The sequence below is a fragment of the Streptomyces sp. URMC 127 genome, from assembly GCF_051386535.1.
Lineage (GTDB): Bacteria > Actinomycetota > Actinomycetes > Streptomycetales > Streptomycetaceae > Streptomyces.
On the sequence record NZ_JBPQTW010000005.1, the window covers coordinates 65,404 to 90,695 of the forward strand.

The following is a 25,292-nucleotide window of genomic DNA, read 5'->3' on the forward strand; positions in this document are numbered from 1 at the left end:
CTTTCGTGAGCATCGACAAGCCCGAGATCGACTTCCCCGAGGGCCCGGCGCCCACCGACCTGGAGATCACCGAGATCTGGGAGGGCGACGGTGCGGTCGCCAAGGCCGGCGACTTCGTCAAGGTCCACTACGTGGGCGTGGCGTTCTCCACCGGCGAGGAGTTCGACGCGAGCTGGAACCGCGGCAAGCCGCTGGAGTTCAAGCTGGGCGCCGGCCAGGTCATCGAGGGCTGGGACAAGGGCATCCAGGGCATGAAGGTCGGTGGCCGCCGCAAGCTGGTCATCCCCGCCCACCTCGCCTACGGCGAGCGCGGCGCCGGTGGCGGCGTGATCGCCCCGGGCGAGACGCTGATCTTCGTCTGCGACCTGATCGCGGTCTGACGCCACCCGGGCGCGAGCCGAGGGTCCATGTCCTCCAGGGGCATGGACCCTCGGCTTTTGCGCAGGAAGACCGGGGCGGTACGGTCAGCGGTTGAGAGCACAAGTAGAGAGGGCGTCGATGGCGATTGCCAAGGCCGAGCGGCTGATGAACCTGGCGCTGTGCCTGCTGGGGACCCGCCGCCCGCTGAGCAAGCGGGAGCTTCGCGGGTCCATCGAGGCCTACCTTGAGGCGTTCGGGCCGGGGAACGGCGCGGCCTCGGGCGACGGCGCCGGGGGACCGGACAACGCCACGGGCAGTGATGACGCCTTCAACCGCATGTTCGAGCGCGACAAGGACGACCTGCGCGAGCTCGGCCTGATCATCGAGACGGTGGAGAGCGTCGACGGCGAGACCGGCTATCTGGCCCGCCGCGACAGCAACCGCCTGCCCCCCATCACGCTGGACGTCGAGGAGGCCGCCGCCCTGGGCCTGGCGGCCAGCGTCTGGCAGCAGGCCCGCCTGGCCGCCGCGGCGAGCGGGGCGCTGCAGAAGCTGCGGGCCGCCGGGATGCCCCTCGCCGAGGAGCTCTACGGCAGCCACAGCGCGCTGGAGACGCGCATCCCGGCCCACGAGGCGGCCTTCGAGCCGCTGATGCTCGCGGCGCGCGACCGGCGCCCGGTGGTCTTCGACTACCGCAAGGCGAACTCGGCCCGCCCCGAGCAGCGGCACGTCGAGCCGTGGCAGCTGGAGTGCTGGCGCGGCCACTGGTATCTGGCGGGCTGGGACCGCGAGCGCAAGGCGGAGCGCGTCTTCCGGCTGTCCCGGATCACCGGCAAGGTGCGCTCGCGGGGCATTCCCTTCACGGCGCCGGTGCCCGACCACGTCACGGTCCGCGAGACCGTCGAGCGGTGGGCGGGCGAGACGGCGACGGGCACGGCCCGGATCAAGGTGCGGGCGGACCACGGCTATCCGCTGCGGGCCCGGGCCGCGAGCACGCGCGAGCTCGGCGACGGCTGGGACGAGCTGGAGATCCCCTACGGGCACGGGCTGGACGCGTGGCTGGTGGAGTTCGGCCCGGACGTGGTCGTGCTGGAGCCGGCCGAGCTGCGGGACGCGGTCCTGGACCGGCTGCGCGCCGTGGCCAAGGGCTGACACAGGCCGAGCTGACACAGACCGAGCTGACAAGGCCGGGCTGACAAGGCCGATACGGGGACAGGCGGACGACGGGCCCTTACGGGTCCGGCGAGGGCTGAGAGGAACGGACCGACTTCTGATGGCCGGAAACGCCATTGACCAGACGCGGCGCATGTTGTCGCTGGTCACCTATCTGCGGGAGCGCCCCGGCGCCCGGGTCACGGACGTGGCGCGGGCCTTCGGGATCACCGAGGACGAGCTCATCGGCGACCTCGACGTGCTGCCCATGTGCGGCACCAGCTTCCGCGGCGGCGACCTGCTCGACATCGACACCGACGGCGACCGCATCTGGTGGCACAACCCGGACGCCTCGGGCAGCAGCACCGGCGAGCCGCTGCGGCTCGCCGCCGACGAGGCCACGGCCCTGCTGGTGGCCGCGCGCGCCGTGGCCACGCTGCCGGGCCTGCGCGAGAGCGACCGGCAGGCGCTGGTGCGGGCCACCGCGAAGATCGAGGCCGCCGCGGGCGAGGCGGCCGGGGCGAGCTCCCGGCTGTCGGTGACCTTCGAGTCCGAGGGCGGCGTCTTCGCGGACGTCGACCGGGCGATCGCCGAGCGCCGCCGCGTGTGGATCACGTACTACTCGCCCGCGCGCGACGAGCTCACCGAGCGCGAGGTCGACCCGATCCGGCTGTTCGTCGTCGGCCACACGTACATGGAGGCGTGGTGCCGGCTGTCGGAGGCCCGCCGCACCTTCCGCCTGGACCGGGTGGCCGAAATCAGGCTGCTCGACGAGCCGTCCGATCCGCCGCCGGTCGAGCTGCGGGACCTCTCCGAGGGGCTGGTGCAGCCGGCCGCCGAGGACCCGGAGGTCGTGATCGAGACCGGCCCGGGCGGCCGCTGGGTCGCCGAGTACTACCCCCACGACAGCGCCGAGGAGCTGCCCGGCGGGGGGCTGCGGATCACGCTGCGCACCCCGGACCCGGCCTCGCTGCGCCGGCTCGCGCTGCGGCTCGGCGGCGACGGGCGGATCGTCTCGCCGGCCGCGCTGGCGGACAGCGCCCGGGAGGCCGCCCGCGAGGCCCTTGCGGCGTACGGGGAGTGAGGGTGGAGGCGATGGACGGGAGGGTGCCCGGCGCCGCGATGTTCAAGGCGGCCTGCCCGGACTGCCGGGGCCGCTTCGAGCTGGCCGCGAGCGCGCTGCGGCTGGCGATCGGCGGCAGCCGGCGCACCACCTTCTACTCCTTCACCTGCCCGGACTGCGGTGCCGCGGTCCGCAAGCCGGCGGGGGAGCGGATCGTGGAGCTGCTGACCGGCGGCGGGGTGCGGACGCTGCGGCTGCACTCGACGGTCTGAGCGAGACGCTCCGGCTAACAGTTGTTTTGAGTCATTTGTTTTGAGTCGTTCCGACGTCCCGATAGGTTCGCCCCATGTTCTGGCCCATGCTCGCCGTCGCCCTCGCCTTCCTGGGCATCGCCGTCCTCGGGGTGCTGGCCGCCCGGGTGCTGGCCGAGGTGCGGCGGCTGGCCGGACAGGTCGCGGAGAGCTCGGCGCGCATCAGCCGCGCGGCGGACGACCTGGAGCGCGCCGCGGGGCCGCTCGCCGCCGCCGGCGCGCAGGCGGTGCAGACTTTGCGCCAGGAATGAGCGGTTCTGACAACGTCGCTCCCGCTCTCTCCTGGGGCCGATGACCGGACGGTACGCTGTTTCGGTGGCCCCGGCGACGAGGCGGGGGGCCGCTTTTCGGGAGTACGCACGGGGATTGCCCGGCGTTCACCCCTGCGCGTTACGATCGCTGCCGTACGTCTGATGGACAAATGTCCGATCAGTCGGGCAGTACCCCACCCCATGCCGCCTCGGTGAGAAGGTAAACGCAAATGTTCGGTAGGCTCGGCGCCCCCGAGATCATCCTCATTCTCGTCGTCATCGTCCTGCTGTTCGGTGCGAAGAAGCTCCCGGACATGGCGCGTTCCCTCGGCAAGTCCGCCCGCATCCTCAAGAGCGAGGCCAAGGCCATGAAGTCGGAGGGCCAGGACAACGCCTCCGCCCCGGCCGACCCGCCCGCCGCCCAGACCCCCCGTACGATCAAGGCGGCTCCCGGCGACGTCGCCGGTGCGCGTCCGGTCACCGAGCCGAGCGACCGCACGACGCAGCACTGAGCACCGCTCTTCCAGCCTTTCCGGCTTTACCGGCTTTACCGGCTTTTTCAGGGACGATCGAGGCGGCCGCCCCCGCGGTGTCCGTCTGCCGCACGAGATAGGGACGTGGGTTGCCCAAGTCTGCCCGCAAGAAGGAGAAGGACCCCGAGGGGCGGATGCCGCTCGCGGAGCACCTCCGTGAGCTGCGCAACCGGCTGGCCAAGGCGGTCCTCGCGATCGTCGTGGTCGCGATCGTCGCGGCCTTCTACCAGAAGCAGCTCACGGACTTCCTCTCGAGCCCCGTGCCCAAGTGTCCCGGGCGCGACCTCGCCCAGAGCCACGGCGGCAACTGCGCCGTCGTCGTCTTCAACAGCCTGTCGTCGCCGTTCACCACGATCGTCAAGATCTGCCTCCTGGCCGGTGTGACGATCTCCTCGCCGATCTGGCTCTACCAGCTGTGGGCGTTCCTCGCCCCCGGCCTGCACAAGAACGAGAAGAAGTACACGATCGCCTTCGTGGCGACGGCGGCCCCGCTCTTCGTCGCGGGCGCCTGGCTGGCCTACGAGATCATGCCGATGAGCATGCGGGTGCTGCTGAAGATCACACCCGACTCCGCGGCCAACACCCTCAACCTCGACGACATCCTCGACTTCACGGTCCGGATGATCCTCGTCTTCGGCCTCGCCTTCGAGCTGCCCCTGCTCCTGGTGATGATGAACATCGCCGGCATGGTCACGGGAAAGACCATGATCAAGTGGTGGCGCGGCGTCGTCATGGGCACCTTCGTCTTCGGTGCCGTGGCCACCCCCAGCACCGACCCGTTCGGCATGTGCATCCTGGCCGTGCCGATCATCATCCTGTACTTCGGCGCGATCGGGTTCTCGCTGCTCAACGACAAGCGCCGCGAGCGCAGCAACCCCGACCGTCTGCTGGCGGACGACGAGGCCGCACCGCTCGACCTCACGCCGCAGTCCCTCGGTGACTCCGAGCCGATGCCGGCCCTGCGCGAGCGGTCCGAGGAGACCCGCGAGCACGCCGCCCGGGGCGGCTACGACGACGTGACCTGACCGGGGACGGAGCGCCCGCACCGGGGCGCCGCATCCTGACGACCGCCCCGCGGCACGTTCCCACCCGATAGGGTCCGGCGGGTGACCAGCGACATCACGCTCTTCGTCAACCCGGCCGCGGGCCGCGGGCGCGGGGCGAGCGCCGCCCAGCCGGCCGCCCGGGCGCTGCGCGCCGCCGGGTTCTCCGTCCGCACCGTCCTCGGCACGGACGCCGCCGACGCCCTGCGCCGGGCCCGCGAGGCCGTGGCCGGCGGCACCGGCGCCCTGATCGCCGTCGGCGGCGACGGCATGACCTCGCTCGCCCTCCAGGCCGTCGCCGGCACTCCCGTCCCGCTCGGCGTGGTCGCCGTCGGCACCGGGAACGACTTCGCCCGTGCCGCGGGCCTGCCCGTGCGGGACCCCGCCGCGGCCGGCCGGGTCATCGCCGCGGCCCTCAAGGGCGACGGCGGCCGCCCGGTGGACGCCGGCCGGGCCGGCGGGACGTACTTCGCGACGGTCCTCGCCTCCGGCTTCGACTCGCGCGTCAACGACCGCGGCAACCGGATGCGCTTCCCCGCGGGCCGGCTCCGTTACGACCTGGCGATGCTCGCCGAGCTCGCGGCGCTGCGGCCCGTCCCGTACCGGATCCGGCTGGACGACGGGCCGGAGCTGGAGACCGAGGCCACCCTCGTCGCCATCGGCAACAGCTCCTCCTACGGCGGCGGCATGCGGATATGCGCGGACGCCCGCATGGACGACGGGCTCTTCGACGTCACGGTCGTCGGCCCCTGCAGCCGCGCGACCCTCCTGAAGGTCTTCCCGAAGGTCTACCGCGGCACCCACCTCGGCCACCCCGCCGTCACCGTGCACCGCGCCGCGAAGATCACCCTGAGCGCCCCGGGGACCACCGGCTACGCCGACGGCGAGCCGCTCGGCTCGCTGCCGCTGACCGCCGAGACCGTGCCGGGGGCCGTGCGGCTGCTGGCACCATAAAGATCAGGTGACTGTCACAGCTCACCGGTAGGCTCGTACACAAGATGACCGACGACATGTCCCCTGCTGAGCGCTACGCCCTTTCGCGGGTCCGCGCCGCCGAGCAGGCCACCGCGCTCGCACCGTTCCGCGAGATGTACGACTTCGAGCTGGACCCCTTCCAGATAGAGGCCTGCAAGGCCCTGGAAGCCGGAAAGGGCGTCCTGGTCGCCGCGCCGACCGGTTCGGGCAAGACCATCGTGGGCGAGTTCGCCGTCCACCTGGCCCTCACCCAGGGCCGCAAGTGCTTCTACACGACACCGATCAAGGCCCTGTCGAACCAGAAGTACAGCGATCTCGTCCGCCGCTACGGCGCCGCCAAGGTCGGCCTGCTGACCGGCGACAACAGCGTCAACGCCGACGCCCCGGTGCTCGTGATGACCACCGAGGTCCTGCGCAACATGCTCTACGCGGGCTCGCAGGCGCTCTCCGGCCTGGGCTACGTGGTCATGGACGAGGTGCACTACCTCTCCGACCGCTTCCGCGGCGCCGTCTGGGAGGAGGTCATCATCCACCTCCCGGACTCGGTGACCCTCGTCTCCCTCTCCGCCACCGTCTCCAACGCCGAGGAGTTCGGCGACTGGCTGGACACCGTCCGCGGGGACACCGAGGTGATCGTCTCCGAGGAGCGGCCCGTCCCGCTCTGGCAGCACGTGCTGGCCGGCCGGCGGATCTACGACCTCTTCGAGGAGGAGACCGACCACGGCGGCCGCGGCGCCGCGCGCCGCGAGGTCAACCCCGACCTCCTGCGCATGGCCCGCATGGAGAACAGCCGCACGTACAACCCGCGCGAGCGCCGCCGCGGCAAGATGGTGCGCGAGGCCGACCGCGAGCGCGAGCGCCGCCAGCGCAGCCGGATCTGGACGCCCGGCCGCCCCGAGGTCATCGAGCGCCTGGACGCCGAGGGCCTGCTGCCCGCCATCACCTTCATCTTCAGCCGCGCCGGCTGCGAGGCCGCCGTCCAGCAGTGCCTCTACGCCGGCCTCCGGCTCAACGACGACGCGGCCCGCGCCAAGGTCCGGGAGATCGTCGAGGAGCGCTGCGCCCCCATCCCCGACGAGGACCTGCACGTCCTCGGCTACTTCGAGTGGCTGGAGGGCCTGGAGCGCGGCATCGCCGCCCACCACGCCGGCATGCTGCCGACATTCAAGGAGGTCGTCGAGGAGCTCTTCGTCAAGGGCCTGGTCAAGGCGGTCTTCGCGACCGAGACCCTGGCGCTCGGCATCAACATGCCCGCCCGCTCGGTGGTCCTGGAGAAGCTCGTCAAGTGGAACGGCGAGACCCACGCCGACATCACGCCCGGCGAGTACACCCAGCTCACGGGCCGCGCCGGCCGCCGCGGCATCGACGTCGAGGGCCACGCGGTCGTGCTGTGGCAGCGCGGCATGGACCCGGCCGCGCTCGCCGGCCTCGCCGGCACCCGCACCTACCCCTTGCGCTCCAGCTTCAAGCCCTCGTACAACATGGCGGTCAACCTCGTCTCGCAGTTCGGGCGGCACCGCTCCCGCGAGCTGCTGGAGACGTCGTTCGCCCAGTTCCAGGCGGACAAGTCGGTCGTCGGCATCTCCCGGCAGGTGCAGAAGAACGAGGAGGGCCTGGCGGGCTACCGCGAGGCCATCACCTGCCACCTGGGCGACTTCGAGGAGTACGCCCGGCTCCGCCGCGAGCTGAAGGACCGCGAGAACGAGCTCGCCAAGCAGGGCGCGGTGCAGCGCCGCGCCGCGGCGGCCACGGCCCTGGAGCGGCTCAAGCCCGGTGACGTCATCCACGTCCCCACCGGGAAGTACGCGGGCCTGGCCCTCGTCCTCGACCCCGGGCTGCCGCCCGCCCGCGCCGACCGGCACCGCGGCTTCGACCACTACGACGGCCCCCGCCCGCTGGTGCTCACCGCGGAGCGGCAGGTCAAGCGGCTGGCCCCGATCGACTTCCCGGTGCCGGTGGAGCCCCTGGAGCGGATGCGGATCCCCAAGTCCTTCAACCCGCGCTCCCCGCAGTCCCGCCGCGACCTGGCCTCCGCGCTGCGCACCAAGGCCGGGCACATCGTGCCCGACCGGCACCGCAAGTCCCGCTCCGCCGCCACGGACGACACCGAGATCAGCCGGCTGCGCGCGGCCATCCGCGCGCACCCCTGCCACGGCTGCGCCGATCGCGAGGACCACGCCCGCTGGGCCGAGCGCTACCACCGGCTGCTGCGCGACACCCGGCAGCTGGAGCGGCGCATCGAGGGCCGGACGAACACCATCGCCCGCACCTTCGACCGGATCTGCGCGCTCCTGACCGACCTGGACTACCTCCACCGCAACGAGGTCACCGAGCACGGCAAGCGGCTCGCCCGGCTCTACGGCGAGCTCGACCTGCTGGCCTCGGAGTGCCTGCGCGACGGCGTGTGGGAGGGCCTGAAGCCGGCCGAGCTGGCGGCGTGCGCCTCCGCGCTGGTCTTCGAGGCGCGCACGGCCGACGACGCCGCGCCGCCGAAGCTGCCCACGGGCCCCGCGAAGGAGGCCCTCGGCGAGATGGTCCGCATCTGGGGCCGGCTGGACGCCCTGGAGGAGCAGCACAAGATCAACCAGACGGAGGGCGTCGGCCAGCGCGAGCCGGACCTGGGCTTCGCCTGGGCCGCGTACCGCTGGGCGTCCGGGCACGGCCTGGACGAGGTGCTGCGGGAGATCGAGATGCCGGCGGGCGACTTCGTACGGTGGTGCAAGCAGCTGATCGACGTGCTCGGTCAGATCGCTGCGGCGGCGCCGCAGGAGGGCAGCACGGTGGCGCGCAATGCGCGGCGTGCGGTGGACGGCTTGCTGCGGGGTGTTGTGGCGTACTCGTCGGTGGGCTGAGGTCCGGCTAGGCACCGCCGGTCACGTCCGGTGGGGGTTGCTCGCCGCGGCGGCCCCCCACCGGGGTGTCCGGCGGTGCCGGACCGGCCCGCGCGGACGCTACGCCGCCGCCGCGCCCTCCTGCTCGGCCTCCACCTGGCGGTTCCAGTCCCGCTTCGACGCCTGCCAGCCGTCCTCGTCGTGGCCGCGCCGCCAGTAGCCGGACACGGACAGCCGCTCGCGCGGCACCTCCCGCTCCACGCGCAGGTAGCGCCGCAGCTCCTTCACGAAGCCCGCCTCGCCGTGCACGAAGGCCTGGACGTCACCGGCGGGGAAGTCGAGCGCGCGGACGGCGGCGACCAGGGCCTCGCCGACGGGCGCGGCGCCGCGGTGCAGCCACGTGACCTCGACGCCCTCGGCCAGCTCCAGCTTCTGCTCCTCCTCCGGGCCCGCGATCTCGACGAAGGCGTGGACGCGCGCACCCGCCGGGATCCGCTCCAGGGACGCGGCGATCGCCGGCAGCGCGCTCTCGTCGCCCGCCAGCAGGTGCCAGTCGGCGGCCGGGTCGGGGGAGTAGGCGCCGCCGGGCCCGCGGAAGAGCACCTCGGCGCCGGGCTGCACGGAGGCCGCCCACGGGCCGGCGAGGCCCTCGTCGCCGTGGACGACGAAGTCGATGGCGAGCTCGCGCGCCTCGCGGTCGAAGGAGCGCACCGTGTACGTACGGGTCTTCGGCCAGTGCTCGTGGGGCAGCTCGCGGCGGATGACCTCCATGTCGAACGACTCGGGGTAGGTCACGCCGGGTACGGGGAAGAGCAGCTTCACATAGTGGTCGGTGTGCTCACCGGCCCCGAAGTCCGCGAGCCCCTCGCCGCCGAGGACCACGCGCACCATGTGCGGCGTCAGCCGCTCGGTGCGGAGCACGCGGGCGCGGTTGAGCTTGGGCTGCTTCCGGACGGGACGGTCTGCCATGGCTGTCTCCCCTGATCCCCTGATCCTGAAAAGTTAGGTCCGCCTAACTTAACAAAGTTAGGCGGACCCGGCCCAGCGACTCAGCCGCCGAGCGCGCCCAGCAGCCGCTGCAGCGACCCGCCCAGCCCCCACCGCTCCGCCAGCGCCTCCAGCACCTCCGGGTCCCGCGGCTCCGCCGGCAGCGCCGCGTCGAACGACGGCAGCGGAACGTCGGACGCGACCCGTACGACCTTCGGCGCCACCGCCAGATACGGCTTGGCCTCCGCCAGCCGCTTGCGCTGCGCCGGGGTCAGCTTCGCCGCCGGGTCGTCCACGGCCGCGAGGATGCCCGCCAGGTCACCGAAGGAGGCCAGCAGCTTCGCGGCGGTCTTCTCGCCGATGCCCGGCACGCCCGGCAGGCCGTCGCTGGGGTCGCCGCGCAGCAGCGCCAGGTCCGCGTACCCGGCGCCGTCCACTCCGTACTTCTCGCGCAGCAGCGCCTCGTCGACCGCCTGCAGCGTGCCGACGCCCTTGACCGGGTACAGCACGCGCACCCCGCGCCGGTCGTCCACCAGCTGGTACAGGTCGCGGTCGCCGGTGACGATGTCGACCGGGCCCGCGGCGCGGCCCGCGAGGGTGCCGATCACGTCGTCCGCCTCGTAGCCCACGGCGCCCACGCGGGCGATGCCGATCGCGTCGAGCACCGCCTCGATGACCGGGACCTGCGGGGAGAGGGTGTCCGGCACCTCCTCCTCGTCCGGCCCGGCCTCCGTCTCCTCCACCACGCGGTGCGCCTTGTACGAGGGGATGAGCTCGACCCGCCAGTGCGGCCGCCAGTCGAAGTCCATGCAGGCCACCAGGTCGTCGGGGTGGTGGTCCTGGACGAGGCGGGCGATGAAGTCGAGCAGGCCGCGCACGGCGTTCACCGGGGTGCCGTCGGGGGCGCGCACGGAGTCCGGCACGCCGAAATAGGCGCGGAAGTACAGGGAAGCGGTGTCGAGGAGCATCAGGCGTCGGGTCACGCTCCGATCATGCCGCAGACCACTGTCACGCCCCCGGCAGCCCCACCCCGCCGATGTGAACCGGATCACTGTTCCGTTTGCCCGGATTGATCGGGGGCAGGCGCGGCACCGGAGCGGACCCGGTCCTCGGCACGTGTGCCGGGAAGCGGGGTGCGCGGACCGATGCCGCACCGCTCCACGGCCCTGCCACCCGGGGGAGGCAGGGCCGTCGCGAGTTCGACCCGAGAGGTGTATGTGTCCAGGCTCCAGGCCGAGCATCTGTACAAGGTGTTCGGCAGACGACCCGAAGCCGCCGTCCAACGGCTCGAAGGCGGCGCCGACCGCGACGAGCTGCGTGCCGACGGCACCACCGCAGCGGTCATCGACGCCTCGTTCGAGGTGGAGGCCGGCCAGATCTTCGTGGTGATGGGTCTGTCCGGATCCGGCAAGTCCACCCTCCTGCGCATGCTCAACGGCCTGCTGGAGCCGACCGCCGGACGCGTCCTCTTCGACGGCCAGGACCTGACCGCACTGGCCCCGCGCGAGCTGCGGGAGGTGCGCTCCCGGAAGATCAGCATGGTCTTCCAGCACTTCGCGCTCTTCCCGCACCGCAGCGTGCTGGAGAACGCGGCCTACGGCCTGGAGGTGCAGGGCGTGCCGCGCGCGGAGCGCCAGGAGCGCGCCGCCGAGGCGCTGGAGCTCGCGGGCCTGAAGGGGTGGGAGACCTCCTGGCCCGACGAGCTCTCGGGCGGCATGCAGCAGCGCGTCGGCCTCGCCCGCGCGCTGGCCACCGACGCGGACCTGCTGCTGATGGACGAGTCCTTCAGCGCCCTCGACCCGCTGATCCGCCGCGACATGCAGGACCAGCTGCTGGACCTGCAGACGCGGCTGAAGAAGACCATCGTCTTCATCACCCACGACCTCAACGAGGCCATGCGCCTCGGCGACCGGATCGCCGTCATGCGCGACGGCCGGATCGTGCAGAACGGCACCGCGGAGGACATCCTCGTGCGCCCGGCCAACGACTACGTGGCCTCGTTCATCCAGGACGTCGACCGCAGCCGGGTGCTGACCGCCGGTTCGATCATGAACACGGCGGCCGGGGCCGGGGACGGTGCCGCCACCGTCCCCGCCGCGACGCCGGTCGCCGAGCTGTTCACCCCGCTCGCCCGCAGCGCGGAGCCCGTCACCGTCACCGACGAGCGGGGCGAGCCGGCCGGTGTCGTCACCCGCGACCTGCTGCTCGCCGCGCTCGGCGAGGAGCCGGAGGCGGTGCCCGCCCCGCGGACCCCCGAAGACGCGGCAGACGAGGCGAAAGCGGCGGACGCGGCGAAGGCCGAAGCCGTACAGCCCGTGCGGCCCGCTGAGGACGCGGAGGCCGCCACGCCTGCCCGCGCCGGCGAGGCGGAGGTGAGCGCCCGTGCCTAGGATCCACCTCGGAAGCTGGGCGGAGAGCGCCGTCAGCTGGCTGCAGACCCACCTGAGCTGGCTCTTCGACGCCGTCAACACCGTCCTGACCGGCATGTACGACGGCGTGAACGCCGTCCTCGGCGGCCCCGAGCCGCTGCTCATGGCCGGCATCCTGGCCGTCGTCGCCTGGTGGCTGCGCGGCCTCCTGCCCGCCGTGCTCACCTTCGCCGGCTTCGCCCTGGTCGACTCCTTCGGCCTGTGGGAAGCCGCGATGTCGACCCTCTCGCTCGTCCTCGTCGCGAGCCTGATCACCCTGCTCGTCGCCGTGCCGCTCGGCATCTGGGCGGCGCGCAGCAGCAAGGTCAGCGGGGCGCTGCGCCCCGCGCTGGACGTCATGCAGACGATGCCGGCGTTCGTCTACCTCATCCCGGGCGTCATGTTCTTCTCGATCGGGCCGATCCCCGGCCTGATCGCGACCGTGGTGTTCTCGATGCCGCCCGGCGTCCGCATGACCGAGCTGGGCATCCGGCAGGTCGACGGCGAGCTCGTCGAGGCCGCGACGGCCTTCGGCACCACGCCGCGCGACACCCTCACGCGGGTGCAGCTGCCGCTCGCCCTGCCCACGATCATGGCGGGCGTCAACCAGGTGATCATGCTGGCCCTGTCCATGGTCGTCATCGCGGGCATGGCGGGCGCGGGCGGCCTCGGCGAGGCCGTGTACGCGGCCGTCACCAAGGTCGACATCGGCGGCGGCGTCGAGAGCGGCCTGGCCGTCGTCGTCCTCGCCATCTACCTGGACCGGATGACCGGCGCCCTCAACCAGCGGGTCTCCCCGCTCGGCCGGCGCGCCGCCGCCAAGGCCGCGGCCGCCGCCCGCGGGCTCGCCGTCCTGCGCTACCGGCCCGGCACGGCCGTCGCCACCGTCGGCGTCGTCGTCCTCGCGCTGGTCGCCGGCGGCATGAACCTCGCCCGCAGCGGCGACGACCGGCAGAGCGTGGCGGCCGGCGCGAACGTCGGCGGGGGCCGGGGCATCAAGCTCGGCTACTTCCCCTGGGACGAGGCCGTCGCCACCACGTACCTGTGGCAGAACATCCTGGAGGACCGCGGCTACAAGCCGGACGTCAAGCAGCTCGACCCGGGCCCGCTCTACACCGCCCTGGCCCAGGGCCAGATGGACGTCCAGTTCGACTCCTGGCTGCCCACGACCCACAAGCAGTACATGGACCGCTACGGCGACAAGCTCACCGACCTGGGCGCCTGGTACGGGCCCACGTCGCTGGAGCTGTCCGTGCCCGACTACGTCCAGGGCGTGGACTCGCTGGAGGACCTCAAGGGCAAGGGCTCCCTGTTCGGCGGGAAGATCACCGGCATCGAGTCCAGCGCGGGCATGATGGCCACGCTCAACGACAAGGTGCTGGGGGAGTACGGGCTGGACGGCGAGTACAAGGTCGTCTCCTCGTCCACCTCCTCGATGCTCGCCGACCTCGACCGGGCCATCAAGAAGAAGGAGCCCATCGTCACCACCCTGTGGTCGCCGCACTGGGCCTACGGCAAGCACCGGCTGAAGAAGCTCAAGGACCCCAAGGGCGCCTGGGGCAAGGGCGAGGAGATCCACGCCGTCGGCAAGAAGGACTTCGGCAAGGACTTCCCCGAAGTCACCGCCTGGCTGAAGGACTTCAAGATGTCCGAGAAGGACCTCGCCTCCCTGGAGGCCCGGATCCAGGACGGCGGCAAGGGCAAGGAGAAGGAGTCCGCCCGCAGCTGGCTGGACGCCCACCCGGGCCTGGTGGACAAGCTCGCACCTGTCCGCCACTGACGAACGGGCGTACGGTGGGGCGGTGGTCCAGCACAGGAGCGGCCGCCCCGCCGTACGCCGCGTCGTCTCCCTCGTCCCGTCCCTGACCGAGGCCGTCGCCGCGACGGAGCCCGGCCTGCTCGTCGGCGCCACCGACTGGTGCGACCACCCCGCGGAGCTCGGCGTCGTACGGATCGGCGGGACGAAGAACCCCGACACGGCGCGGATCGCCGCCCTCGCGCCCGACCTCGTCCTCGCCAACGAGGAGGAGAACCGCGCCCCCGACCTCGGCGCGCTGCGCGCCGCCGGGCTGGACGTGCTGGTCACCGAAGTCCGCACGCTGCCCCAGGCGTTCACGGAGCTGGAACGGGTCCTGGTGCGCGGCTGCGGGCTGGCCCGGCCCGCGTGGCTGGCCGACGCGGAGGACGCCTGGCGGGACGTACGGGCCGCGGGGCCCGCCGTACCGGCCGTGGTGCCGGTGTGGCGGCGGCCCTGGATGGTCCTCGGCCGGGACACCTTCGCCGGCGACCTCCTCGCCCGGCTCGGCGTCGCCAACGTGCACGCCGGCCACCCCGAGCGCTACCCGCGCATCCCGCTCGACGAGCTCAACTCCTGCGGCGCGGAGCTGGCCGTGCTGCCCGACGAGCCGTACCGCTTCACGCGCGACGACGGCCCGGAGTCCTTCCCCGGGCTGCCGTGCGCGCTCGTCAGCGGGCGTCACCTCACGTGGTACGGACCCTCACTGACGGAAGCTGCTGCGGTACTGGGCGCGGCGCTGCGAGCAGCCGGCCGCTGACCAGGCCGTGCGCGGTGCGGGCCGCCGCGACCGCCCAGGCCGCCACCAGCAGTGCGTACAGACCGCAGGACAGCCAGGCCAGGGCCTGCAGGCCCGTGTGGCGGGCGAGGGCGGCGGCGCCGGTGACGCAGGTGCCGACGGGGAAGGTGAACGCCCACCAGGTCATCGCGAAGCCCATGCCCCGCCGGAACGCCCGCACCACCATGGCCGCGGCCAGCGCGAGCCACAGCAGCGCGAATCCCGTCACCGGGACGCCGTACAGCACGGCGAACGGCACCGCGGCGTGCGCGTACGCGGCGGGCAGCGCGCCCTGCGCGGCGTCGGCGAGGTTGCCGACCGCGGTGGTCGACTGGCCCAGCGGGCCGAGCACGAGGAAGAGGGCCGGGGTCAGCGCGAGCGGCAGCGGGCCGTGGTGGACCAGCCGCGCGAAGACCGCGGGCAGGATCAGCAGGGTCGCCAGCAGGCTCATCCCGAACAGCGCGTAGCAGGCCAGCACCATGGCCGCCCGCCACTGCCCGGCGGGGAGGTGCGGCACGAGGGCCGGGCCCAGGGCCGCGGAGACCATGGGCGCCACGACGGGCAGCAGCCAGACCGGGGAGGCCTGGCCGGGCTCTATCCGGTGCCGGGTCACCATCAGGTACGGGACGCCGGCCGCGGCCACCAGGCCGGTCAGGGTGCCGGCCGGCCACAGGACGGCGTCGGTGGCCGTCGCGGCGCCCGTGCCGATCAGCCCGGAGCCGACGGAAAGGGTGGCGCCGCCCACCGCCAGGAGGGCCATCGCGGCACAGCCGTAGAACGGCGCCACGGCCGGGTCACCCAGGTGCCGCCTGGCCTGGTCCGCGTGGCGGGCCCAGTGCACGGCCCGCGCCCCGAGCAGCACGGCCAGCGCCACCGCCGACAGCACCCACACCGCCTCGCACGCGCCGACCAGGCCCGGTGGCCGCACGGGCAGCGCCTTGCCGGCGCTCGCGACGATCGCGGTGCCCATGACGGCGGCGTACCAGTTCGGGCCGAGATGGCGGAGGGGAGAGGCGGTGCGGGAGGTGCTCATGCCTCAAGGATCGGCGGGCGCCCGGACCGCCCACCAGCACCCTTGTCTCTATGAGGACATAAGCTGGAGTTATGACTGATGGGCGGCTGGCGGACCGCGTACCCGACCTCGCCGCGCTGGAGCTGCTGCTGGCCGTGGCCCGGCTGGGCAGCCTGGGGCGGGCCGCGCGCGAGACCGGCATCACCCAGCCCGCCGCGAGCGGGCGGATCCGCAGCATGGAGCGCATGCTGGGCGTCGCCCTGGTCGAGCGCTCGCCGCGCGGCTCGACGCTCACCGACGCGGGCGTCCTCGTCACCGACTGGGCCCGGCGCATCGTCGAGGCCGCCGAGGCCTTCGACGCCGGCGCGGAGGCGCTGCGCGGGCGGCGGGACTCGCGCCTGCGGGTGGCGGCGAGCATGACCATCGCGGAGTACCTGCTGCCCGGCTGGCTGGTCGCCCTGCGCGCGCGGCTGCCCGGGACCGCGGTGTCCCTGCTCGCCGGGAACTCGGCCGCCGTCGCCGAGCGGCTGCGGGCCGGCGAGGCCGACCTGGGGTTCGTGGAGGGGCTCGCGCTGCCCGCCGGGCTCTCCGGCGCGGTCGTCGGCGGCGACCGGCTGGTCGTCGTCACGGCCCCGGCCCACCCGTGGGCCCGGCGCCGCGCGCCCCTCGGCGCGGGGGAGCTGGCCGCGACCCCGCTCATCCTCCGCGAGCGGGGCTCGGGCACCCGGCAGGTCCTGGACGCGGCCCTCGCCGCGCACGGGGGGCTCGCCGAGCCCCTGCTCGAACTCGCCTCCACGACGGCGGTGAAGGCCGCGGTGGTGGGCGGCGCGGGGCCGTCCGTGCTCAGCGAGCTGGCGATCGGGGAGGAGCTGGCGGCGGGGCGGCTGGCGGAGATCCCCGTCGAGGACCTGGACCTGCACCGCGCCCTGCGCGCCGTCTGGCCCGCCGGCCACCGCCCCACGGGCCCGGCCCGCGAACTGCTGTCCCTGACCCGGTCTTCGTAACGGCCCCGTCGCTGCCCCCTCCTTCCGCCGCGACGGCGAGCGACCACCGTCAAGCTGTCCGGCGGTGCCGAGCGCACCTGAGGTGTGTACGGCGCCGCCGGTGCCCGCCGTGGTGGCTGAGCGCCGCCGCGGCGGTTTCACGGGTGCGGGCCCCGTGGCCCGGGGGCGGGGGCCCGTGTGGCGCCGGGGCCGGCCGTCTTCCCTCCGCCGCGGCGGCGAGCAACCACGGTCAAGGTGTCCGGCGGTGCCGAGCCGGCCTGAGGTGTGTACGGCACCGCCGGTGCCCGCCGTGGTGGCTGAGCGCCGTCGCGGCGGTTTCACGGGTGCGGGCGCCCGTGGCCCGTGTGGCGCCGGGGCCGGCCATCTTCCTCCGCCGCGACGGCGAGCAACCACCGTCAAGGTGTCCGGCGGTGCCGAGCGGGTCCGAGGTGCGTACGTGGGAGGGCCGGGCGGCGGCCCCCCGCGCTCAGGCGGCCGCTGACGCCTCTACCAGGGCGCGCGTCAGGCGCAAGTCGTCCCGCGCTTCCGGGTGCCACTGGACGCCCACCGCGAACACCCCGTCACCCGGCCGCTCCAGCGCCTCGATCGTGCCGTCCTCCGCGTACGCGGTCGCGACGAGGCCGTCGCCCAAGCGGGAGACGGACTGGTGGTGGTGCGTGGCGACGTCGCAGGGCTCGGGCAGGAGGCGGCCCAGCCGGGTGTCCGGCACGGGCTTGACCAGGTGGTCGGTGAAGGCCCCCACGACGGGGTTGTGGTCCTCGTGACCCACCTCGTCCGGCAGGTGCTGGCACAGCGCGCCGCCCGCGTGCACGTTCATGAGCTGCATCCCCCGGCAGATCCCGAGCACCGGAACCCCCCGCTCCAGCGCCGCGTCCAGCAGCGCCAGCTCCCACGCGTCGCGCTCGGGCACCGGCGCGCCCGCGCGCGGGTGCGGACGCTCGCCGTAGAGGCCGGGGTCGAGGTCCTCGCCGCCGGCGAGGACGAGGCCGTCCAGGCGCCGCACTATGTCGCCGGCGGCGGCCGGGTCGTCCGGCGGCAGCTGCACGGCCAGGCCGCCGGCCCGCTGCACGTGCTGGGCGTAGGAGGCGGGCAGGAGCGCGGCCGGCAGGTCCCACGCGACGCCCCAGCGGGCCCGGGTGAGGTAGGTGGTGACGCCGATCAGCGGCTGGCGGGGCATGGAGCGGGTCCTTTCCGTACGTACGTTACGTGCGTTACGTGCGTCGCGCAGTACGTACCTCCGTACGCTACGACGGGGATCACGAGCGGGCGTCGCGGTTCAGTTCCGCCTCCGCGGCCGCGAGCGCCGCGAACTCCTCCTCGGGCGCCCCGGCGACGAGCCGGTGCCGGCTCCAGCAGGCGAAGTACACGGCGGCGACGGCGTAGACGCCGAGGGCGACGAGCGCGGCGGTGACGTCCACGAGGAAGGTCGCCACGAGCGCCGCGCAGGCCAGCAGGAACGCCAGCGCCGAGGTGGCGACGCCGCCGGGCGTGCGGTACGGCCGGGCCAGCCCCGGCTCGCGGCGGCGCAGCACGATGTGGGAGAGCGACATCAGCGCGTACGAGATGGTGGCGCCGAACACGGCCACGTTCAGCATCCGCGCGCCGTCTCCGCTGGCGGCGGCCAGCGCGAAGCCGGTCGCGCCGGGCACGACCAGGCCGAGCCAGGGCGCCTTGCGGCGGCTGGTGAGGGAGAGGAAGCGGGGGAGGTACCCGGCCCGGGAGAGGGCGAAGAGCTGGCGCGATCCGGCGTAGATGAGGGAGAAGAAGGAGGCCACCAGGCCCGCGAGCCCCGCGTAGTTGACGATGCGGCCGAGCACGGTGGGGCGCCCGTCCGGCTGCACGGCGGCCACGAGCGGGTTCCCGGCGTCCTTGAGGGCGTCCGCGCCGCCCGCGCCCGTCGAGGCGAGGAAGGTGAGGAGGGCGAGGACCAGCAGGATGCCCATGGCGGCGGCCATGGCCCGGGGCAGGGACCGCACGGGGTCCTTGGTCTCCTCGGCGGCGAGCGGCACGCCCTCGACGCCGAGGAAGAACCACATGCCGAAGGGGAAGGACGCCCAGATCCCGAGCAGTCCGAACGGCAGCCAGGAGGAGGAGCCGAAGGCCCCCGCGTCGGCGGGGATGTCGTGCAGTCGCGCCGCGTCGAAGTCGGTCAGCGCCCCCGCCGCGAAGATCAGCAGCGCGGCGACGGCGACCCCGGTGACGACGAAGCTGAACCGCAGGGCCTCGCCCACGCCCCACAGGTGGATGCCGATGAAGATCACGAAGCAGGCGAGGTGGACAGGCCAGGAGGAGGTGAGCCCGAACAGCCCGAGCGACTCGACGTAGTCGCCGATGAAGAGGGAGATCGCCGCGGGCGCGAGGACGTACTCGATGAGGATGGCCGTGCCGGTGAGGAACCCGCCCCACGGGCCGAGCGCGCGCCGGGCGAAGCCGTAACCCCCGCCCGCCGTCGGCAGGATCGCGGCGAGCTCGGCGAGGGCGAAGACCATGCAGGTGTACATCAGGCCCATGAGGGCGGCGGCGACGGCGAGCCCGCCGAAACCGCCGTGCGCGAGGCCGAAGTTCCAGCCGGAGAAGTCGCCGGAGACGACGTAGGCGACGCCGAGGCCGGTGAGGAGCAGGGGGCCGGCGCTGCCGCGGCGCAGGGTCCGCTTCTCCAGGTAGTCCGGGCTGCCCGCCGCCCGGCCGGGGGAGCGTGGCGGTGCCGTGGGGGTCTCCGTGCGTTCGGGCATGCTGCCGCTCCTGCCTCGGGGAGGTAAAGGTTTTGCGCCATACCTTTGCCCCGGCGCGGCCGCTCCGGCAAGCCCCTTGCGTAAAAGACCGGTTACGAGAGGGAGTCCCGGGGGTTACCGGGGCGGCAGGTGCGCCTCGCGGCTCACGACAGGAAGCCCCGCAGCAGCGCCGCCGTTCCGCAGCAGTGCTCGCGCATCACCTCGCGCGCCCCCTCCGCGTCGCCGTCGAGGACCGCCTCCACCAGTGCCGTGTGCTGCTGCTGCGAGTGCTCCAGGTTCCGGACCAGCAGCGGGATGCAGTCCAGCAGGTCGTTGACGGTCGCCCGGACCGCGGCGTACTGCTCGGCGAGCGAGGGGGATCCCGACAGCTCGGCCAGTGTCAGGTGGAACAGCGTGTCCGCGCGGCGGTATCCGGCCAGCGGCGCGTCGTGCGTGGCGGCCAGCGCGGCGCGCAGCCGCCCGGCCCCGCCCTCGGGCAGCCCGTGCGCCGCGGACAGCCCGGCCGCGCCCACCTCCAGCACCTCGCGGAAGCGCAGCGTGTCCTCGACGTCGACGCCGGCGACCCGGCGCCGCAGCTCGTCCTCGCCCGCCGTCGCCGGCCGCGCCAGCACGAACGTCCCCCCGTAGCGGCCGCGCCGGCTCTCGACCAGCCCCTGCTCCTGAAGGACCTTCAGCACCTCGCGCAGCGTCACCCGGCTCACGTGCAGCCGGTCGGCCAACTCCCGCTCGGCGGGCAGCCGTTCCCCCTCCGCCACCAGGCCCAGCCGCATGATCCGCAGGATCTGCTCCAGCGCCTCCTCGAAGCCGTTGCCCGCGCGGACCGGCCGCAGCACCGGGGCGAGCCGGTCCGCCCGGTCCGCCGCATGATCGTTCATCTGACCCCTTCCCTTTAATGGTCTGCAGCCCTACCTTAAGACCTCCGGTCGCACCGACAGGAGGCATCACCGTGGCAGACCGCACGCCCCCGCTCGCCGTCGAGGAGCTGCGCAGGCTGGTCGACACCGGGGAGATCGACACCGTCGTCCTCGCCTTCACCGACATGCAGGGACGACTCCAGGGCAAGCGGTTCGCCGCCCGGTTCTTCCTCGACGACGTCCTCGACCACGGCACCGAGGGCTGCAACTACCTCCTCGCCGTGGACGTCGACCTCAACACCGTCGACGGCTACGCCATGTCGTCCTGGGAGCGCGGCTACGGGGACTTCGCCATGCGCGGCGACCTCTCCACCCTGCGCCGCACCCCCTGGAACCCCGGCACGGCCCTCCTCACCGCCGACCTCGCCTGGCACGACGGCTCGCCCGTCCTCGCCTCGCCCCGGCAGATCCTGCGCCGCCAGCTCGACCGGCTGGCCGAGCGCGGCTGGAGCGCGTACGCGGGCACCGAGCTGGAGTTCATCGTCTTCAAGGACACCTACGAGGAGGCCTGGAACCGCGGCTACCGCGGCATGACCCCGGCCAACCAGTACAACTGCGACTACTCCGTCCTCGGCACCGGCCGCGTCGAACCCCTCCTGCGCCGCATCCGCAACGAGATGGGCGCCGCCGGGATGACCGTCGAGTCCGCCAAGGGCGAGTGCAACCTCGGCCAGCACGAGATCGCCTTCCGCTACGACGAGGCCCTCACCACCTGCGACCAGCACGCCGTCTACAAGACCGGCGCCAAGGAGATCGCCGCCCAGGAGGGCATGGCGCTCACCTTCATGGCCAAGTACGACGAGCGCGAGGGCAACTCCTGCCACATCCACCTCTCGCTGCGCGACGAGGCCGGGCAGCCCGTCCTCGCCGACGACGAGGGCCCGTACGGCATGTCGAAGACGATGCGGCACTTCCTCGCCGGACAGCTCGCCGCCCTGCGCGACTTCACCCTCCTCTACGCGCCCAACATCAACTCCTACAAGCGGTTCCGGCCCGGCTCCTTCGCCCCCACTGCCGTCGCCTGGGGCCCCGACAACCGCACCTGCGCCCTGCGCGTCGTCGGCCACGGCCGCTCCCACCGCTTCGAGAACCGCCTGCCGGGCGGGGACGTCAACCCCTACCTCGCCGTCGCGGGCATGGTCGCCGCCGGCCTGTACGGCGTCGAGCACGAGCTGGAGCTGCCCGAGGCCTGCACCGGCAACGCCTACGCGGGCGACGCCGCGCACGTCCCCGCCACGCTGCGCGAGGCCGCCGCGCTGTGGGAGGCGAGCCCGATAGCGCGCGAGGCCTTCGGCGACGAAGTCGTCGAGCACTACCTGCACATGGCGCGCGTCGAGCAGGAGGCCTACGACACGGCCGTCACGGACTGGGAACGGTTCCGCTCCTTCGAGCGGATGTAGCGACCACGTTGTGGGCAGTCGTTCCGCAGGGCGGAACGGGTGGGCACAACGCGACCACCGGCGTGCAGCCGGACACGAAACGCGGCGCAGCGAGCCACAGGAGAGGACTTGCACGAGCTACACGTACTCAACCCGGCGACCGAGGAACTCGTCGCCACCGTCCCCGCGGCAACGCCGCAAGACGTTGACGCGGCCGTCCGCCGCGCCGCCGAAGCCCAGCGCAGCTGGTCCCGGCTCGCCCCCGCCGCCCGCGCCCGCCACCTCCGCCGCTTCGCCGACGCAGTCGACACGCACCTGGAGGAGCTCGCACAACTGGAGGTCCGCGAGGCCGGCCACCCGGTCGGCAACGCCCGCTGGGAGGCCGGCAACGCCCGCGACCTGCTGGAGTACGCGGCCGGGGGAGCGGAGCGGCTCACCGGCGCCCAGATCCCCGTCGCCGGCGGCCTGGACGTCACCTTCCACGAGCCCCTCGGCGTCGTCGCCGTCATCGCCCCGTGGAACTTCCCGATGCCCATCGCGGCCTGGGGCCTCGCCCCCGCCCTCGCCGCGGGCAACGCCGTCCTCCTCAAGCCGGCCGAGACCACCCCGCTGACCGCCCTGCGGCTGGCCGAGCTCGCCCTGGAGGCGGGGCTGCCCGAGGGCCTCTTCCAGGTCCTGCCCGGGGCCGGTCCCGTCGCCGGCAACGCGCTCGTGGAGCACCCCGGCGTCGCCAAGGTCGTCTTCACCGGCTCCACCGCCGTCGGCAAGCAGATCATGGCCAAGTGCGCGGCCGGCGTGAAGCGCGTGACCCTCGAACTCGGCGGCAAGAGCCCCAACATCGTCTTCGCCGACGCCGACGTCGAGCTGGCCGCCGCGACCGCCCCCGGCTCCTTCCTCGACAACACCGGCCAGGACTGCTGCGCCCGCAGCCGCATCCTCGTCCAGCGCCCGGTGTACGACCGCTTCATGGAGCTCCTGGAGCCGGCCGTGCGGTCCTTCGCCGTCGGGGACCCGGCGGATCCGGCCACGCAGATGGGCCCGCTGATCTCGGCCGCGCAGCGCGAGCGCGTACGGTCCTACGTCCCTGAATCCGCCCCCGCCGCCATCCGCGGCGAGGCCCCCGCGGGCAAGGGCTTCTGGTATCCGGCGACCGTCCTGGAGGGCCGCCCGGAGGACCGCGCCGCCGTCGAGGAGATCTTCGGCCCGGTCGCCGTCGTCATCCCCTTCGAGGACGAGGCCGAAGCGGTGCGGATCGCCAACGCCACCGACTACGGCCTCTCCGGCTCGATCTGGACCCGCGACGTCTCCCGGGCCCTGCGCGTCTCCCGGGCCGTCGCCGCCGGCAACCTCTCCGTCAACTCCCACAGCAGCGTCCGCTACGCGACCCCGTTCGGCGGCTTCAAGGGGTCCGGGCTCGGCCGCGAGCTGGGGCCGGACGCGCTGGCCGCGTTCACGGAGACCAAGAACGTCTTCGTCGCCGTCGACCCCGGGCCCGCCGAGGGCTAGCCGTCGGCCCCGCCCGGCCTCGGGCCGCCCCGCCCTCGTACGCACCGCACTCACAGAAAGGCCACTGCCTTGACCGAAGAAACCCCCGTCTGCCGCCGCCTCACCGGCCGGACCGCCGTCGTGACCGGAGCCGGCAGCGGCATCGGCCTGGCCACCGCCCGCCGGCTCGCCTCCGAGGGCGCCCGCGTCGTCTGCGCCGACATCGACGAGCAGGCGGGAAAGGCCGCTGCCGACGAGACCGGCGGGCTCTTCGTCAAGGTCGACGTCACCAGCCCCGAGGAGGTCGAGGCGCTCTTCAAGACCGCCTATGACACCTACGGCTCGGTGGACGTGGCCTTCAACAACGCCGGGATCTCGCCCCCGGACGACGACTCGATCCTGACCACCGGCCTGGAGGCCTGGAAGCGCGTCCAGGAGGTCAACCTGACCTCCGTCTACCTCTGCTGCAAGGCCGCCCTGCCCTACATGCAGCGCCAGGGCAAGGGCTCCATCATCAACACCGCCTCCTTCGTCGCCGTCATGGGCGCCGCGACCTCGCAGATCAGCTACACCGCCTCCAAGGGCGGGGTGCTGGCGATGTCCCGCGAGCTCGGCGTGCAGTTCGCCCGCGAGGGCATCCGTGTCAACGCGCTGTGCCCGGGGCCGGTGAACACGCCGCTGCTCAAGGAGCTCTTCGCCAAGGACCCCGAGCGGGCCGCCCGCCGCCTGGTGCACGTGCCCGCCGGCCGGTTCGCCGAGCCCGAGGAGATCGCCGCCGCGGTCGCCTTCCTCGCCAGCGACGACTCGTCCTTCGTCAACGCCGCCGAGTTCCTCGTCGACGGCGGCATCGCGGGCGCGTACGTGACCCCGCTGTAGGGTCCATGATCAAACGGCCGGTCCGGCCGCGGGAGCAGACACCGCGGCCGGGCCGGCCGTGGATCCCCCGGTGCCGGGCCGGCGCCGGGGACCACCTGCCACCGCACGCACCACCGCAAAGAGAGCACATGCGCACCAAGTCCGCCATCGTCGCCGGCCTCGCTGCCGCCGCGGCCCTCGCCGGCGCGGTCCCCGCGACCGCGGCCCCCGCCCACGACGTGCCCCGCCGCGCCTGCCCCCAGCTCGACAAGAAGCTCCCCTGGGCCGGTGACAACCGCGCCCGGCTCCAGAAGATGATCGACGAGCGCGGCACCTGCTCCGGCAAGAGCGGCCCCCGCCCCGTCGCCGCCTTCGACTGGGACAACACCGTCGTCAAGAACGACATCACCGACGCCACGCTCGCCTGGGCCCTCAAGCACGACAAGATCCTGCAGCCGCGCAGCTGGAAGGACACCAGCGCCTGGCTCACCCCGGCCGCCGACAAGGCCCTGACCAAGGCCTGCGGCACCGCCGTGCGCCCCGGCCGGCCGCTGCCCACCTCGAAGAACACCGCCTGCGCCGACGAGATCTTCGAGATCCGCGAGAAGTCGAAGACCATGGCGGGCGAGGACGCCTTCGCCGGCGACTGGAACCACCGCCGCACCGTGCCCGCGTACGCCTGGATCCCCCAGCTGTTCGCCGGTCACACGCCCGCCGCCCTGACCTCCTTCGCCAAGCAGGCGCGCGCCGAGCAGCTGGCCGCGCCCGTAGGCGCCAAGCAGACGGTCGGCACGCACACCCTCGCCGGCTACGTCCGCTACTACGACCAGCAGAAGGACCTCATCCGCACGCTCAAGGCGGCCGGCTTCGACGTCTACATCGTCTCCGCCTCCTCCGAGCCGATCGCCGAGGCCTGGTCGGGCGGCGTCGGCCTCGACCGCGAGCACACCATCGGCATCCGCAGCATCACCAAGCACGGCCGCCTCACCACGGCCATCAAGGGCTGCGGCGGCGTCGAGACCGGCCGCGGCGACGCCCTGCCGTACATGGACGGCAAGCGCTGCATGATCAACCAGGAGATCTTCAAGATCAAGGGCGCCAAGGCCTGGCAGCAGCAGGACTTCAAGCACCGCATCGCCCTCGGCGCGGGCGACGCCGACACCGACGTGACGTTCGTGAACGACGCCACCGGCGCGCACGTGGCCATCAACCGGAACAAGTCCGAGCTGATGTGCCGCGCCTACGACGACGCGGACGGCCGCTGGGTGGCCAACCCGATGTTCATCGACCCGATGCCGCGCAAGTCCGGCACGTACCCGTGCGCGACGACCGGCGCCACCGCGGAGGACGGCTCGAAGATCCCGGTCCGCCGCGCGGACGGCTCGGTCATCCCGGACCAGGTGGACAAGGCGTTCTGACGCGGC

General features: G+C 73.4%; 22 protein-coding genes and 1 pseudogene. 17 read left to right on the forward strand and 6 right to left on the reverse strand.

The window, feature by feature from the left end; all coding sequences use genetic code 11:
- Window positions 1-5: 5 nt before the first annotated feature.
- From ACSNOH_RS02840 to ACSNOH_RS02880, 9 genes are all read left to right on the forward strand, one after another.
- A complete protein-coding gene (locus ACSNOH_RS02840) occupies window positions 6-380 on the forward strand; it encodes an FKBP-type peptidyl-prolyl cis-trans isomerase (protein WP_436719544.1) in 375 nt (124 codons plus the stop codon).
- Between the two features lie 118 nt (window positions 381-498).
- On the forward strand, window positions 499-1,512 hold the full coding sequence (locus ACSNOH_RS02845) for a helix-turn-helix transcriptional regulator (RefSeq protein WP_436719545.1): 1,014 nt from the start codon (window positions 499-501) through the stop codon (window positions 1,510-1,512).
- A gap of 121 nt (window positions 1,513-1,633) precedes the next feature.
- Window positions 1,634-2,596: a helix-turn-helix transcriptional regulator gene (locus tag ACSNOH_RS02850; RefSeq protein ID WP_436719546.1), complete on the forward strand. Its 963-nt coding sequence runs from the start codon at window positions 1,634-1,636 to the stop codon at window positions 2,594-2,596.
- An 11-nt stretch (window positions 2,597-2,607) separates the two neighbouring features.
- Window positions 2,608-2,847: a hypothetical protein gene (locus ACSNOH_RS02855; RefSeq protein WP_436719547.1), complete on the forward strand. Its 240-nt coding sequence runs from the start codon at window positions 2,608-2,610 to the stop codon at window positions 2,845-2,847.
- Between the two features lie 74 nt (window positions 2,848-2,921).
- The gene (locus ACSNOH_RS02860; RefSeq protein WP_436719548.1) at window positions 2,922-3,137 is read left to right on the forward strand and encodes a hypothetical protein; all 216 of its coding nucleotides are present in this window, start codon (window positions 2,922-2,924) and stop codon (window positions 3,135-3,137) included.
- 230 nt (window positions 3,138-3,367) lie between these two features.
- Window positions 3,368-3,649 carry a Sec-independent protein translocase subunit TatA gene (gene tatA, locus ACSNOH_RS02865; RefSeq protein ID WP_436719549.1) on the forward strand — a complete coding sequence of 94 codons (282 nt, stop codon included), beginning with the start codon at window positions 3,368-3,370 and terminating at the stop codon, window positions 3,647-3,649.
- A gap of 155 nt (window positions 3,650-3,804) precedes the next feature.
- Window positions 3,805-4,695, forward strand: a complete 891-nt coding sequence (gene tatC, locus ACSNOH_RS02870; protein WP_436719583.1) for a twin-arginine translocase subunit TatC — start codon at window positions 3,805-3,807, stop codon at window positions 4,693-4,695.
- Window positions 4,696-4,776: 81 nt separating this feature from the next.
- Window positions 4,777-5,667, forward strand: a complete 891-nt coding sequence (locus ACSNOH_RS02875; protein ID WP_436719550.1) for a diacylglycerol kinase — start codon at window positions 4,777-4,779, stop codon at window positions 5,665-5,667.
- A 44-nt stretch (window positions 5,668-5,711) separates the two neighbouring features.
- Entirely contained in the window at window positions 5,712-8,540 is a 2,829-nt protein-coding gene (locus ACSNOH_RS02880; RefSeq protein ID WP_436719551.1) for a DEAD/DEAH box helicase, read from the forward strand.
- A gap of 99 nt (window positions 8,541-8,639) precedes the next feature.
- Here ACSNOH_RS02880 and ACSNOH_RS02885 read toward each other — a convergent pair whose 3' ends face one another.
- Complete coding sequence (locus ACSNOH_RS02885; protein WP_436719552.1) at window positions 8,640-9,488, reverse strand: siderophore-interacting protein; 849 nt, start codon at window positions 9,486-9,488, stop codon at window positions 8,640-8,642.
- Window positions 9,489-9,568: 80 nt separating this feature from the next.
- Window positions 9,569-10,474 (reverse strand): 5'-3' exonuclease, encoded by a 906-nt coding sequence (locus ACSNOH_RS02890; RefSeq protein ID WP_436719584.1) that lies wholly within the window; start codon window positions 10,472-10,474, stop codon window positions 9,569-9,571.
- A 249-nt stretch (window positions 10,475-10,723) separates the two neighbouring features.
- Between ACSNOH_RS02890 and ACSNOH_RS02895 the strand changes: the two genes are divergently transcribed.
- The 3 genes and pseudogenes from ACSNOH_RS02895 (at window position 10,724) to ACSNOH_RS02905 (ending at window position 14,469) form a co-directional block, all read left to right on the forward strand.
- Window positions 10,724-11,896, forward strand: coding sequence for a quaternary amine ABC transporter ATP-binding protein (locus ACSNOH_RS02895; protein ID WP_436719553.1), 1,173 nt, complete (start codon window positions 10,724-10,726; stop codon window positions 11,894-11,896).
- A pseudogene (locus ACSNOH_RS02900) lies at window positions 11,889-13,685 on the forward strand (ABC transporter permease/substrate binding protein); the annotation flags it as partial. The gene ACSNOH_RS02895 and the pseudogene ACSNOH_RS02900, both read left to right, overlap by 8 nt.
- Window positions 13,686-13,716: 31 nt before the next feature.
- Window positions 13,717-14,469 carry a helical backbone metal receptor gene (locus ACSNOH_RS02905; RefSeq protein WP_436719554.1) on the forward strand — a complete coding sequence of 251 codons (753 nt, stop codon included), beginning with the start codon at window positions 13,717-13,719 and terminating at the stop codon, window positions 14,467-14,469.
- Here the strand turns inward: ACSNOH_RS02905 and ACSNOH_RS02910 are convergent.
- Window positions 14,396-15,520: a TDT family transporter gene (locus ACSNOH_RS02910; protein WP_436719555.1), complete on the reverse strand. Its 1,125-nt coding sequence runs from the start codon at window positions 15,518-15,520 to the stop codon at window positions 14,396-14,398. The genes ACSNOH_RS02905 and ACSNOH_RS02910 overlap by 74 nt on opposite strands.
- A gap of 71 nt (window positions 15,521-15,591) precedes the next feature.
- Here ACSNOH_RS02910 and ACSNOH_RS02915 point away from each other — a divergent pair, with 71 nt between their 5' ends.
- A complete protein-coding gene (locus ACSNOH_RS02915; protein ID WP_436719556.1) occupies window positions 15,592-16,503 on the forward strand; it encodes a LysR family transcriptional regulator in 912 nt (303 codons plus the stop codon).
- 466 nt (window positions 16,504-16,969) lie between these two features.
- On the opposite strand, the gene ACSNOH_RS02920 is transcribed toward ACSNOH_RS02915, so the two are convergent.
- From ACSNOH_RS02920 to ACSNOH_RS02930, 3 genes are all read right to left on the reverse strand, one after another.
- Window positions 16,970-17,680 (reverse strand): gamma-glutamyl-gamma-aminobutyrate hydrolase family protein, encoded by a 711-nt coding sequence (locus ACSNOH_RS02920; RefSeq protein ID WP_436719557.1) that lies wholly within the window; start codon window positions 17,678-17,680, stop codon window positions 16,970-16,972.
- Window positions 17,681-17,759: 79 nt separating this feature from the next.
- Complete coding sequence (gene eat / locus ACSNOH_RS02925) at window positions 17,760-19,235, reverse strand: ethanolamine permease (protein WP_436719558.1); 1,476 nt, start codon at window positions 19,233-19,235, stop codon at window positions 17,760-17,762.
- A 143-nt stretch (window positions 19,236-19,378) separates the two neighbouring features.
- Complete coding sequence (locus ACSNOH_RS02930) at window positions 19,379-20,110, reverse strand: FadR/GntR family transcriptional regulator (RefSeq protein ID WP_436719559.1); 732 nt, start codon at window positions 20,108-20,110, stop codon at window positions 19,379-19,381.
- Window positions 20,111-20,181: 71 nt separating this feature from the next.
- Here ACSNOH_RS02930 and ACSNOH_RS02935 point away from each other — a divergent pair, with 71 nt between their 5' ends.
- The 4 genes from ACSNOH_RS02935 to ACSNOH_RS02950 all read left to right on the forward strand — a co-directional run bounded on the left by ACSNOH_RS02935 (window position 20,182) and on the right by ACSNOH_RS02950 (window position 25,286).
- Entirely contained in the window at window positions 20,182-21,549 is a 1,368-nt protein-coding gene (locus ACSNOH_RS02935) for a glutamine synthetase family protein (RefSeq protein WP_436719560.1), read from the forward strand.
- A gap of 108 nt (window positions 21,550-21,657) precedes the next feature.
- Complete coding sequence (locus tag ACSNOH_RS02940) at window positions 21,658-23,034, forward strand: aldehyde dehydrogenase family protein (protein ID WP_436719561.1); 1,377 nt, start codon at window positions 21,658-21,660, stop codon at window positions 23,032-23,034.
- 69 nt (window positions 23,035-23,103) lie between these two features.
- The gene (locus ACSNOH_RS02945) at window positions 23,104-23,889 is read left to right on the forward strand and encodes a 3-oxoacyl-ACP reductase (protein ID WP_436719562.1); all 786 of its coding nucleotides are present in this window, start codon (window positions 23,104-23,106) and stop codon (window positions 23,887-23,889) included.
- 128 nt (window positions 23,890-24,017) lie between these two features.
- On the forward strand, window positions 24,018-25,286 hold the full coding sequence (locus ACSNOH_RS02950; RefSeq protein WP_436719563.1) for a haloacid dehalogenase-like hydrolase: 1,269 nt from the start codon (window positions 24,018-24,020) through the stop codon (window positions 25,284-25,286).
- Window positions 25,287-25,292: the final 6 nt, after the last annotated feature.

What these genes read in the sequence shown, in the direction of transcription:
- ACSNOH_RS02850 (WP_436719546.1), top strand. Translation starts at nt 1,634, where the DNA reads ATGGCCGGAAACGCCATTGACCAGACGCGGCGCATGTTGTCGCTGGTC.
- ACSNOH_RS02920 (WP_436719557.1), bottom strand. Translation starts at nt 17,680, where the DNA reads ATGCCCCGCCAGCCGCTGATCGGCGTCACCACCTACCTCACCCGGGCC.
- ACSNOH_RS02910 (WP_436719555.1), bottom strand. Translation starts at nt 15,520, where the DNA reads ATGAGCACCTCCCGCACCGCCTCTCCCCTCCGCCATCTCGGCCCGAAC.
- ACSNOH_RS02880 (WP_436719551.1), top strand. Translation starts at nt 5,712, where the DNA reads ATGACCGACGACATGTCCCCTGCTGAGCGCTACGCCCTTTCGCGGGTC.
- ACSNOH_RS02950 (WP_436719563.1), top strand. Translation starts at nt 24,018, where the DNA reads ATGCGCACCAAGTCCGCCATCGTCGCCGGCCTCGCTGCCGCCGCGGCC.
- ACSNOH_RS02860 (WP_436719548.1), top strand. Translation starts at nt 2,922, where the DNA reads ATGTTCTGGCCCATGCTCGCCGTCGCCCTCGCCTTCCTGGGCATCGCC.
- ACSNOH_RS02885 (WP_436719552.1), bottom strand. Translation starts at nt 9,488, where the DNA reads ATGGCAGACCGTCCCGTCCGGAAGCAGCCCAAGCTCAACCGCGCCCGC.
- ACSNOH_RS02890 (WP_436719584.1), bottom strand. Translation starts at nt 10,474, where the DNA reads ATGCTCCTCGACACCGCTTCCCTGTACTTCCGCGCCTATTTCGGCGTG.
- tatC (WP_436719583.1), top strand. Translation starts at nt 3,805, where the DNA reads ATGCCGCTCGCGGAGCACCTCCGTGAGCTGCGCAACCGGCTGGCCAAG.
- ACSNOH_RS02915 (WP_436719556.1), top strand. Translation starts at nt 15,592, where the DNA reads ATGACTGATGGGCGGCTGGCGGACCGCGTACCCGACCTCGCCGCGCTG.
- ACSNOH_RS02845 (WP_436719545.1), top strand. Translation starts at nt 499, where the DNA reads ATGGCGATTGCCAAGGCCGAGCGGCTGATGAACCTGGCGCTGTGCCTG.
- ACSNOH_RS02930 (WP_436719559.1), bottom strand. Translation starts at nt 20,110, where the DNA reads ATGAACGATCATGCGGCGGACCGGGCGGACCGGCTCGCCCCGGTGCTG.
- eat (WP_436719558.1), bottom strand. Translation starts at nt 19,235, where the DNA reads ATGCCCGAACGCACGGAGACCCCCACGGCACCGCCACGCTCCCCCGGC.
- tatA (WP_436719549.1), top strand. Translation starts at nt 3,368, where the DNA reads ATGTTCGGTAGGCTCGGCGCCCCCGAGATCATCCTCATTCTCGTCGTC.
- ACSNOH_RS02855 (WP_436719547.1), top strand. Translation starts at nt 2,608, where the DNA reads ATGGACGGGAGGGTGCCCGGCGCCGCGATGTTCAAGGCGGCCTGCCCG.